General features: G+C 72.5%; 11 protein-coding genes. 6 read left to right on the plus strand and 5 right to left on the minus strand.

What is annotated here, in order from left to right:
- Window positions 1-56 precede the first annotated feature (56 nt).
- Both ACZ4M5_RS30935 and ACZ4M5_RS30940 read left to right on the plus strand, forming a co-directional pair.
- On the plus strand, window positions 57-794 hold the full coding sequence (locus tag ACZ4M5_RS30935) for a response regulator transcription factor (protein ID WP_467741717.1): 738 nt from the start codon (window positions 57-59) through the stop codon (window positions 792-794).
- Complete coding sequence (locus ACZ4M5_RS30940; protein ID WP_467741719.1) at window positions 791-2,257, plus strand: sensor histidine kinase; 1,467 nt, start codon at window positions 791-793, stop codon at window positions 2,255-2,257. Before ACZ4M5_RS30935 ends, ACZ4M5_RS30940 begins: the two co-directional genes overlap by 4 nt.
- Here ACZ4M5_RS30940 and ACZ4M5_RS30945 read toward each other — a convergent pair.
- Together ACZ4M5_RS30945 and ACZ4M5_RS30950 are read right to left on the minus strand one after the other, a co-directional pair.
- A complete protein-coding gene (locus tag ACZ4M5_RS30945) occupies window positions 2,247-2,444 on the minus strand; it encodes a DUF397 domain-containing protein (RefSeq protein WP_467741720.1) in 198 nt (65 codons plus the stop codon). The genes ACZ4M5_RS30940 and ACZ4M5_RS30945 overlap by 11 nt on opposite strands.
- Window positions 2,441-3,274, minus strand: coding sequence for a helix-turn-helix domain-containing protein (locus ACZ4M5_RS30950; RefSeq protein ID WP_467741721.1), 834 nt, complete (start codon window positions 3,272-3,274; stop codon window positions 2,441-2,443). The genes ACZ4M5_RS30945 and ACZ4M5_RS30950 overlap by 4 nt, the downstream gene beginning before the upstream one ends.
- A 137-nt stretch (window positions 3,275-3,411) precedes the next feature.
- Between ACZ4M5_RS30950 and ACZ4M5_RS30955 the strand changes: the two genes are divergently transcribed.
- Both ACZ4M5_RS30955 and ACZ4M5_RS30960 read left to right on the plus strand, forming a co-directional pair.
- A complete protein-coding gene (locus ACZ4M5_RS30955) occupies window positions 3,412-3,627 on the plus strand; it encodes a hypothetical protein (RefSeq protein ID WP_467741722.1) in 216 nt (71 codons plus the stop codon).
- Window positions 3,624-3,899 carry a hypothetical protein gene (locus ACZ4M5_RS30960; protein WP_467741723.1) on the plus strand — a complete coding sequence of 92 codons (276 nt, stop codon included), beginning with the start codon at window positions 3,624-3,626 and terminating at the stop codon, window positions 3,897-3,899. Before ACZ4M5_RS30955 ends, ACZ4M5_RS30960 begins: the two co-directional genes overlap by 4 nt.
- 51 nt (window positions 3,900-3,950) lie before the next feature.
- Here ACZ4M5_RS30960 and ACZ4M5_RS30965 read toward each other — a convergent pair whose 3' ends face one another.
- Window positions 3,951-5,183, minus strand: coding sequence for an LmeA family phospholipid-binding protein (locus tag ACZ4M5_RS30965; RefSeq protein WP_467741725.1), 1,233 nt, complete (start codon window positions 5,181-5,183; stop codon window positions 3,951-3,953).
- A 58-nt stretch (window positions 5,184-5,241) separates the two neighbouring features.
- Entirely contained in the window at window positions 5,242-7,059 is a 1,818-nt protein-coding gene (locus ACZ4M5_RS30970) for a bifunctional metallophosphatase/5'-nucleotidase (RefSeq protein ID WP_467741727.1), read from the minus strand.
- Between the two features lie 145 nt (window positions 7,060-7,204).
- Between ACZ4M5_RS30970 and mshD the strand changes: the two genes are divergently transcribed.
- Together mshD and ACZ4M5_RS30980 are read left to right on the plus strand one after the other, a co-directional pair.
- On the plus strand, window positions 7,205-8,131 hold the full coding sequence (gene mshD / locus ACZ4M5_RS30975) for a mycothiol synthase (RefSeq protein WP_467741729.1): 927 nt from the start codon (window positions 7,205-7,207) through the stop codon (window positions 8,129-8,131).
- A 3-nt stretch (window positions 8,132-8,134) separates the two neighbouring features.
- A complete protein-coding gene (locus tag ACZ4M5_RS30980; protein ID WP_467741731.1) occupies window positions 8,135-8,656 on the plus strand; it encodes a GNAT family N-acetyltransferase in 522 nt (173 codons plus the stop codon).
- Here ACZ4M5_RS30980 and ACZ4M5_RS30985 read toward each other — a convergent pair.
- Window positions 8,628-9,590 carry a LysR family transcriptional regulator gene (locus tag ACZ4M5_RS30985; protein WP_467741733.1) on the minus strand — a complete coding sequence of 321 codons (963 nt, stop codon included), beginning with the start codon at window positions 9,588-9,590 and terminating at the stop codon, window positions 8,628-8,630. The genes ACZ4M5_RS30980 and ACZ4M5_RS30985 overlap by 29 nt on opposite strands.
- Window positions 9,591-9,656: the final 66 nt, after the last annotated feature.

Consider the following 9,656-nt stretch of genomic DNA (forward strand, 5'->3'; position numbering starts at 1 on the left):
CGACGCTGAGAACGTCAGAGCACCCCCGCCCCACCACACCCGAGGACCCCCCGCCCATGAGCCCCGCAGACGGCGACCGTGACACCCAGCGCATCCTGATCGTCGACGACGAGCCGGCCGTACGCGAGGCGCTCCAGCGCAGCCTGGCCTTCGAGGGGTACGGCACGCAGGTCGCGGTCGACGGCGCGGACGCCCTGGAGAAGGCCGCGGCCTACCGCCCCGACCTCGTCGTCCTCGACATCCAGATGCCGCGCATGGACGGGCTGACCGCCGCGCGCCGCATCCGCGCCGCCGGCGACACGACTCCGATCCTGATGCTCACCGCCCGCGACACGGTCGGCGACCGCGTCACCGGCCTCGACGCGGGCGCCGACGACTACCTGGTCAAGCCCTTCGAACTGGACGAGCTCTTCGCCCGGATCCGCGCCCTGCTGCGCCGCAGCTCCTACGCGGCGGCCGTGGGCGCGGCCGGCCCGGCCGACGAGGACGTGCTGGCCTTCGCCGACCTGCGCATGGACCTCGCCACGCGCGAGGTCACCCGGGGCGGACGCCCGGTGGAGCTCACCCGCACGGAGTTCACGCTCCTGGAGATGTTCATGGCCCACCCGCGCCAGGTCCTCACCCGGGAGCAGATCCTCAAGGCCGTCTGGGGCTTCGACTTCGAGCCGTCGTCGAACTCCCTGGACGTGTACGTGATGTACCTGCGGCGCAAGACCGAGGCGGGTGGCGAACCGCGCCTGGTCCACACGGTGCGCGGGGTCGGCTACGTGCTCCGCCAGGGCGGCGCCGAGTGACCAGGCTCGTCCGCCGCTTCCGCTCGCTGCCGATCCGCTCGCGCCTGGCGCTGCTGGTGGCGGCGGCGGTGGCGTTCGCCGTGGCGGCGGTGTCGGTGACCTGCTGGTTCATCGTGCAGGGCAAGCTGTACGACGAGATCGACGACGACCTCAGCTCGTCGGTGGGACCGGTGCACCCGGACGAGTTCCGGGACCTCGTGGCCGCCTGCCCCCAGACCCCGTCCGACGCGCTGGGTGTGGGCTCGCGGCCCAAGAGCTACGGGCAGTTGGTCGGGGTCGACGGCAAGGTGTGCCTCTTCCCCAGCTCCACGGCCCAGGTGCAGGTCAACGGTGTCGACAAGACCGTGGCCAAGGCCCCCGACCCGAACGTGCGGCACTTCCGCGACGGTACCGACACCGACGGCGACAAGCTGCGCGTCATGACCACGTCCCTCGTCGTCAAGGACGACTCCCTGCGGCCGGGCGTGGCCGCGGACTACTCCCTGGTCGTCGCCCTGCCGCTGAAGGGCACCCAGTCCACGCTCAACGAACTGGCGCTGATCCTGCTGCTGGTGTCGGGCGTGGGGGTCCTCGGCGCGGGAGCGGCGGGGCTGGCCGTCGCCCGGGCCGGGCTGCGGCCCGTCGACAGGCTGACCGAGGCCGTCGAGCACGTGGCCCGCACCGAGGACCTGAACATCCGCATCCCCGTGGAGGACGACAGCGAGGACGAGATCGCCCGCCTGTCCCACTCCTTCAACTCGATGACCTCGGCCCTGGCCAGCTCCCGGGACCTGCAGCAGCAGCTGATCGCGGACGCCGGCCACGAACTGCGCACCCCCCTCACCTCGCTGCGCACCAACATCGAACTCCTCGGCCGCAGCGAGGAGACCGGCCGTCCCCTGCCCGAGGCCGACCGCAAGGCCCTGCTGGCCTCGGTGAAGGCCCAGATGACGGAACTGGCCGCACTCATCGGCGACTTGCAGGAGCTGTCCCGCCCGGACACCGGCCACCACTCCGGCCGGACCCGGATCGTCGCCTGGCACGACACGGTCGAGGCGGCGCTGCGGCGGGCCCGGCTGCGCGGCCCGGACCTGACGATCACGGCGGACGTCCGGCCCTGGTTCGTCCGCGCGGAACCGTCCGCCCTCGAACGGGCGGTGGTCAACATCCTGGACAACGCGGTGAAGTTCAGCCCGGAGGGCGGCGTGATCGACGTACGCCTGGCCGACGGCACCCTCACGGTCCGCGACCACGGCCCGGGCATCCCGGCCGACGAAATCCCCCACGTCTTCGACCGCTTCTGGCGCTCCCCGAGCGCACGCTCCCTGCCGGGCTCGGGCCTGGGCCTGTCGATCGTGGCCCGCACGGTGCAGCAGGCGGGCGGCGAGGTGACACTGTCCCCGGCGGAGGACGGGGGCACCGTGGCGACGGTCCGGCTGCCGGGGGCGACGGTCCCGCCGCCGGAGGACCTGCCTACCGGCTGACGTACGCGACGAACAACGCCCAGGGGCTCGCGCCGAAGACGAGGACGGGTCCGTCGGGGAGTTTGCTGTCCCGGACGGGGGTCATGCCGGGGTAGTTGTCGGCGACTTCGAGGCAGTTGGAGGCTCCCCCGTCGCTGTAGGAGGACTTGCGCCATGCGGCGGTGGTGAGGTCAAGGGCTCGGTTCATGATCTGCACTCCTCCAGAAGGCGCTTGATGAACGCCGTCGACTCCGCCGGACTCAGCGCCGCGTCCCTGACCAGATCGTAGGACAAGCGGTACGACAGAACCCGGTCCGGATCGTCGATCAACTGCCCGATCCCGTTGCCCTCCACATAGGCGACCGGATCTCCGACCCGTTGCCACAACAAGATGAGGTCACTGTTCATGAGGTCGTGCACACCGGCCGCGTAAGGCAGCACCTGGATCACGACATTCGGCCGTTCGGCGGTGTCCGTGAGGCGGGACAACTGATCCGCCCACACCCTCGCGTCGGGAACGGGCCGCCGCACGGCCCCCTCGTCGAGGATCACCCGCACACTCGGTGCTGAAGCGCGGTAGAGCAACTCCTGCCGCCCCATCCGCGCGGCCACCTGTTCCTCGACTTCCTCGCTGTTGCCTGCCGTTGTCTGGGCGCCGGACAACCCTGACAACACCACACGGGCGTACTCCTCCGTCTGCAGGAGCCCCGGCACCCGCAGCTGGAACATCCACATGACCCGTGCCGTGGCCTCCAGGTCCATGAACGCCTTGTACTTGTCCTTGATGACCTCGCGGCGCGCCTCGCGCCACTCGCGGACCAGCAGGCCACCGGACCCGTAGTAGCTGTCCAGGTCCTCCATCACCGCCCGCTTGGACAGCCGCTCCCCCTTCTCCAGCCGGCTCAGGTAGCTCTTGTCGTACCCCGTGTCCTCGGCCAACTGCCCGAGCGACTTGCCCGACTGCTCGCGCAGGAACCTCAGCGTGCGTCCCAGGACCGCCCGGCCCGACGCGTCCGTGCCGTCAACGACGTCCTCCACGTCACCCCTCCCCGTTGCCTGGGCCGCCAGACAACACCTGGCAACTTCCGCAGCCTACGGGCCGTCCGTGACGATGTGGGCACGAACGGTGATCACCGCTCGACCTCCCCCTGCCCTGCCCGAGAAGGGTCCCCTCCGTGCGTCTGCGTACCGCCGAACTCTGCGAGTGCGTCCTGCTCTTCCTCGTCCGGCTGCTGCTCCCCGCCCGGGGGCGGCACCGCGCCGCCGGGCCCGTCCGGCGGGAGCCGGCCGTGCCGCACTCCCCGCCGTCCCCGCGTCCGCCCGGGGAACCCCTCCTGATGGACACCCCCCTCGTACGGCCCTACCTCCGCGCCCTGGAGGTGTCCGCATGAGGCTGCTCCCCTGGACGGGCGCCGACGGCCAGGCCTGTTACCTCAGCACCGACGACCCGGACAGCACGCTCTCCCGCCTCGCCGACGACGTCGAGGAAGCCCAACTGGCTTGCGCGGAACAGGTTCTCGACGGCGCCAGGGCCGTACTGCGCGACGGCAAGGCCGGTGAACACGCCGTTCGCTTCGCGCTCGTCAGAGCCGTGGAGTCACTCGACGACACCCTGCGCGTCGCGGTCAGCCGAGGCCGGCGCCTCCACCCCGGCGACGAGTGACGTGTCGGTGGAGGCCGATCGTGCCAACCGAGAGAGTCCCCGCCCCCCTCGCTACGACCCCACCGACAACCCCGACCCCGACACCCGCACCCGGATGCCGTCCCGCTCCACCCGCACCTCCTGCAACCGCACGGTCCCCTGCTCCGGCTCCGGGAGTTCGAACGCCAGGGACAGCCGCTCGGCCAGGACCGGACGGGTCAGGCCGGACAGGGCGTCGAGCAGGTTCGGGTCGAGGCCGAGCCGGCGCAGCACCTGCGGGTTGTCCAGGGCAAGGTCGATGAGGTTCAGGCGCTGGGCCTGGCGCGCGAAGCGCGGGGAGCCGGTCAGCTCGGTGAGCTTGCCGTCGTCGGCCAGGGCCTCCCGCACGGTCGCCGCGGGCACCCCGAGCCGCCGCACGAGGGCGGGAACGGACAGCAGGGCCTTCGCCTTGCGGGTCTGACGGGCCAGGTCGGCGCTGCCCCGGGGCGTGAGGTGCAGGCCCTGCGCGGGACCGGTGCCGGGCCGGTAGGTGGCCAGGTCGCCGATGTCGAGCCGCATGTCGCCGATCTCGGTGGTGATGCCGCGCTCGCCCTGCCGCCGGATCCGGGCCTCGGCGTGCACCCGCAGATCGTGCCCGGCGACCGGCAGGGTGCCCTCGGCCCGCACCCGGTCACGGCCCTCGCCGGTGAACGCGACCTGGGAGGCGCCGAGTTCACGGTTGAGGTCGGCGAAGGACAGCTGCACCTCCCCGTCGAAGCGGGGGACACGCGCGCCGCGCACGGAGGTGAGGCCGTCGGCGTCCAGGCGGACGTCGTGGGCCGTGGCGGAGACCTTCGCCAGGGAGACGCGGTCGGCGGCGACGTCCGGGACGGTCACCGTCACCGACTCCAGCCGCTCGCCCGCGACTTGGGTGAGGAAGGGGAAGCCGCCGATCTCCACCTCGGGCGCGGCCGCCAGGTCGAGGCGGTCCTGGAGGGTGTCGGCGGCGCGGTGCTCGGCGTAGAGCAGGGCCCAGCGGTCGGCGAGGGCGGCGAACGCGGCGACGACGACCAGGCCGACCACCGCCTTCAGCGCGAGGGGCAGTACGGCGAAACGATTCTTCCGCCGCCGACCGCTCCGCCGGCCACCCCGTCTGCCGCCCCGCCGGTGGTCCGGCGGGGCCCAGGCGTCCTCGGCGCCCTCATCGGGCGCGTCGGGCAGGAACTCCTCCAGAGGGGTGAGCTCCAGAGGCCCGTCGTCGAGGGCGGCGAGCTCCTCGTACGGGTTGGGCCGGGGATGCGCAGCTGCGTGGTGGGGGGTACGCATCGAGCCATCCGACCATGCGCACCTGCCCCACCCGCAACTCGAACCCCGGGTATGCGACCTACTTCACGATCGTGATCCGGTCGGCCTTCGGGGGCGCGATCGGGCTGGTCGCCGAGGAGTTGGCCGTCAGGTACTGCTCCAGCGCGGTCAGGTCGTCGGCGCCCACGACGTCGCCGGTGCCCTGGCCCAGCGTCGGGAAGCCGTCGCCGCCGCCCGCGAGGAAGCTGTTCGTCGCGACGCGGTAGGTGGCCGCCGGGTCGATGGCCGAGCCGTTCAGCTTGATGCTGTCGGTGACCACCCGGTCGGCGCCGGACTTGGTGAGGTCCAGCGTGTACGTCAGACCGGACGAGACCTGGAGGATCTTCGGCGCGGCCGTGTTCGGGCCGGACACCTGCTCCTTGAGCGCCTGGATCACCTGGGCACCCGTGAAGTCCTGCAGGTTCACGGTGTTGGCGAACGGCTGGACCGTGAAGCCCTCGGCGTAGGTGACGACACCGTCGCCCTCGGCGCCCTTGGCCGCGTAGGTCAGCGGCGCGCGGATGCCGCCCGGGTTCATCAGCGCCAGGTCGGTCCCGGGGTCGAGCTGCTTGCCGTGGGCGAGCTGGGCGTCGGCGATGAGGTCGCCGAGCGGGGACTCGGTGCCGGTGTTGCCGATGTCGCCGGAGATGTAACCGATCGGCCGGTTGCCGATGGGCGCGGCCAGCGTGTTCCACTTGCCGATCAGCTCGGTCATGTCGGGCGCCTTGGGGACGTCCCGGGTGACCACGCGGTTCGCGGACTTCACGGCCGTACGGGCGATGTCGCCGGTCCTGCGGTCGTAGGTCAGCGTCGTGTCGGTGTAGAGGCGGCCGAAGGACGCGGCCGAGGTGACCATGCGGGGCTTGCCCGCCGGGTCGGCGATGCTGCACACGTACGCGTTGTGGGTGTGGCCGGTGACCAGTGCGTCCACCTGCGGCGTGACGTTCTTCGCGATGTCGACGATCGGCCCGGAGATGCCGTCGCCCGCACCCGGGGAGTCACAGTCGTAGTTGTACGACGTCGACGCCGGGAAGCCACCCTCGTGGATGAGCGCGACGATCGACTTCACGCCCTGCTTCTGCAGCACCTTGGCGTACTTGTTGATCGTCTCGGTCTCGTCCTTGAAGGACAGGCCCTTGACGCCCTCGGCGGAGACGATGTCCGGGGTGCCCTCCAGGGTCACGCCGATGAAGCCGACCTTGACGCCGTTCTTCTTCCACACCCAGTAGGGCTTGAGGATCGGCTTCTTCGTCTTCTCGTCGAGGACGTTGGCCGCGAGGTAGGGGAAGTCGGCGCCCTGGAACTTCTCGTCCGCGTAGCAGCCGTCCTTCGGGTGGCAGCCGCCGCTCTGGAGGCGGCCGAGCTCCTTGGCACCCTCGTCGAACTCGTGGTTGCCGACGGAGGTGACGTCGAGGTCGAGCTTGTTCAGCGCCTCGATGGTCGGCTCGTCGTGGAACAGGCCGGACAGCAGCGGGGAGGCGCCGACCATGTCGCCGCCGGCCGCGGTGATGGAGTACTTCTCGCCCTTGCGGGCCTGCCGCAGGTGGGTGGCGAGGTACTCGACGCCGCCCGCGTCGACGGTCTTGGTGGTGCCGTCGGGCTGCGTCTCGGTGACGCGGCCGGAGGAACCGGCCGGGGGCTCCAGGTTGCCGTGCAGGTCGTTGAAGGACAGCAGCTGCACGTCCTGGTAGCGGCCGTGCCCGTGCCCGCCCTTGCGGTGGTCCTCACCGGCGCTCGCGGAGCCGGGCAGCGCCGCGGCGGCCAGCGCGCCGACGGTGACGACACCGGCGGTGAGCGCGAGGAAACGGTTCGTACGGCGTTTCCGGCGCTCCGGATGCGCCGGTGAAGTGGCTGGCATTCGCCCCCCTGTGGGTCTGCGGTGACGGTGATGTCGTCGCGCGCAGCCTAAAGTCAACGCGCGTAGCGCGACAGGCCTTTCATGGTTACGAGTGGGTTGCTTCTTTGCCGCCGATTTGCCGGTGCCGCCCCGTACCCTCGTACGCATGACCAGCGACGACACCGTACGGCCCGGCCACCCCCGCTCGATCGAGACCCTTGCCGCCCTCTCCGCGGAGCAGACCGATGCCGTGCTCGGACTGCTCGACGAGGCGGCCCGGACCGACGGTCAGCAGGCGGTGTCCGAACAGGGCCGGTTGCAGCTGCGGGGCGGGGAGCGCGACGGCGTGTCCCACCTGCTCCTCACCGTGGACGGGCAGCTTGTCGGATACGCCCAGTTGGAGGACACCGACGAGGTCGAGCCGCCCGCCGCCGAGCTGGTGGTGCATCCGGGGCATCGCGGACACGGGCACGGGCGGGCCCTCGGCTCGGCCCTGCTGGCCGCCTCCGGCAAGCGACTTCGCGTGTGGGCGCACGGCGGGCACTCCGCCGCCCGGCACCTCGCCCAGGTCCTCGGCCTCACGCTGTTCCGCGAACTTCGCCAGATGCGCCGCCCCCTGACGGGCTTCGACGCCCCGGAGCCCGTGCTGCCCGAGGGTGTCACCGTGCGCCCCTTCGTGCCCGGCCGGGACGACGCGGCCTGGCTCGCCGTCAACGCCGCCGCCTTCGCCCACCATCCCGAGCAGGGCTCGCTCACCCAGCGCGACCTGGACGACCGCAAGGCCGAGCCGTGGTTCGACCCGGCGGGCTTCTTCCTCGCGTTCCGCGGCGACGAACTCGTCGGCTTCCACTGGACGAAGGTGCACGAGCGCGAGGGCCTCGGCGAGGTGTACGTCCTCGGCGTCGCCCCGGGCGCGCAGGGCGGCGGCCTCGGCAAGTCCCTCACGACGATCGGCCTGCGCCACCTGGCGGACCGGGGCCTGCCGACCGCGATGCTGTACGTCGACGCCGACAACAAGGCGGCGGTCACGGTCTACGAACGCCTGGGCTTCACCACGCACGAGGTGGACCTCATGTACCGCACGGAGACCTGAGCCGTGTCCCGGGCGCCCGATCTGCGCTTCCGCCCGGCCGGTGAGGGCGACCTGGCGGCCCTCGTCCGCCTGCGCGACGACGCGGCCCGCTGGATGCCGGCCCACGGCATCACCGGTCAGTGGCGCCCGGGCGAGCTGGGCCGGGAGCACTTCCGCCGGGCCATGGCGGCCGGCGAGGTCCGGCCGGCCGAGTCCGAGGGGCGCCTGACCGGCGCCTGGGAGCTGTGGTGGCAGGACGAGGACGCCTGGGGCCCGCAGCCGCCGGTGGCCGGGTACGTGCACCGGCTGATGGTGAACCGGGCGGCCGCCCCGCCCGGGACCGGCCGGCTGCTGCTGCGGGCCGCCGAGCGCCGCGTGGCCGGGACGGGCCGGACCTATGTGCGGCTGGACTGCCCGGCGGCCAACGCCCGGCTCAACGCCTGCTACGAGGACGCCGGTTACCGGACCATGGGCCGCAAGGAGGGCAAGCCGCAGCCGGGCGGGGAGCCCAAGTCCTTCACGCTGAGGGAGAAGCGGCTCCCGTAGGTGTGGGCCGGGCCCAGGCCGGGCGCCAGGTCTCCCCCTGCGGCGGGAGGGGACGGGTCGCCATGAGGTGGTCCTGGAGCGCGGCCAGACCGGGGTGCCGGTTGTCCGTGCGCCGCAGCAGGGAGTGCGGGTAGACCGGGACCGGGTCCCGCAGCGGCACCAGCCGCAGGTCGTGGCCGGCCGGCCAGACGTGCGGGGTCCGTTCGCTGAGGACGGTCGCCACGGTCGGGGAACCGGCGACCGTGTCGAGCAGCGCCTCCAGGCCGAAGTTGGGCCCGACGGTGTCGACGGCCGGCCCGAACTCCGCGGCGAACGCCTCGTAGTACGCGTGCCACTCGGTCCCCGGCACGTTCCCCGGCATCCAGATGCGGTGCCCGGCCAGTTGCGCGGGCGTCACCCAGGGCGCCCGGGCGAAGACGTGCCCGGGGCCGACGCACAGGTGCAGCGGCTCGTCCAGGACCGGGACGGCCGCGACGCCGTCGGGGAGCCGGTGCCCGGGCATCGTGACGGCCCGGAAGGTGGCGTCGACGGCTCCGTCCCGCACCGCCGCCGTCGCCGTGTCCGCGTCGAACAGCGTGACGACGTCCAGGGCGATCCCCGGGTGCGCCCGGTGGAAGTCCTGCACGAGCCCGCCGACGGCGCTCCGGCGCCCCACCACGTCCACCCGCAGCGCCCGGTCCCCGGGCCGCACCGCGGCGGCGGCCCGCTCCTCCGCCCGCAGCAGGACCCGGGCGTGCGGCAGCAGCGCCTGGCCGTCGATGGTCGGCTCCGCGCCCCGCGGCGTACGCACCAGCAGCCGCACTCCGAGGTCCTTCTCCAGCGCGGCGATCCGCTTGGAGACGGCCTGCTGGGTGAGGCCGAGGTCGACGGCGGCCCGCTGGAACTGCCCGGAATCGGCGATGGCGACGAAGGCGCGCACGGCTTTGAGATCCACGGTGGGAGCCTAGCGGCACGCCATGTGGTTGTGCCGGGGGAGGCCTCTCGGACAGCGGAACAACCC

It is taken from the genome of Streptomyces sp. NPDC026246 (assembly GCF_055567995.1).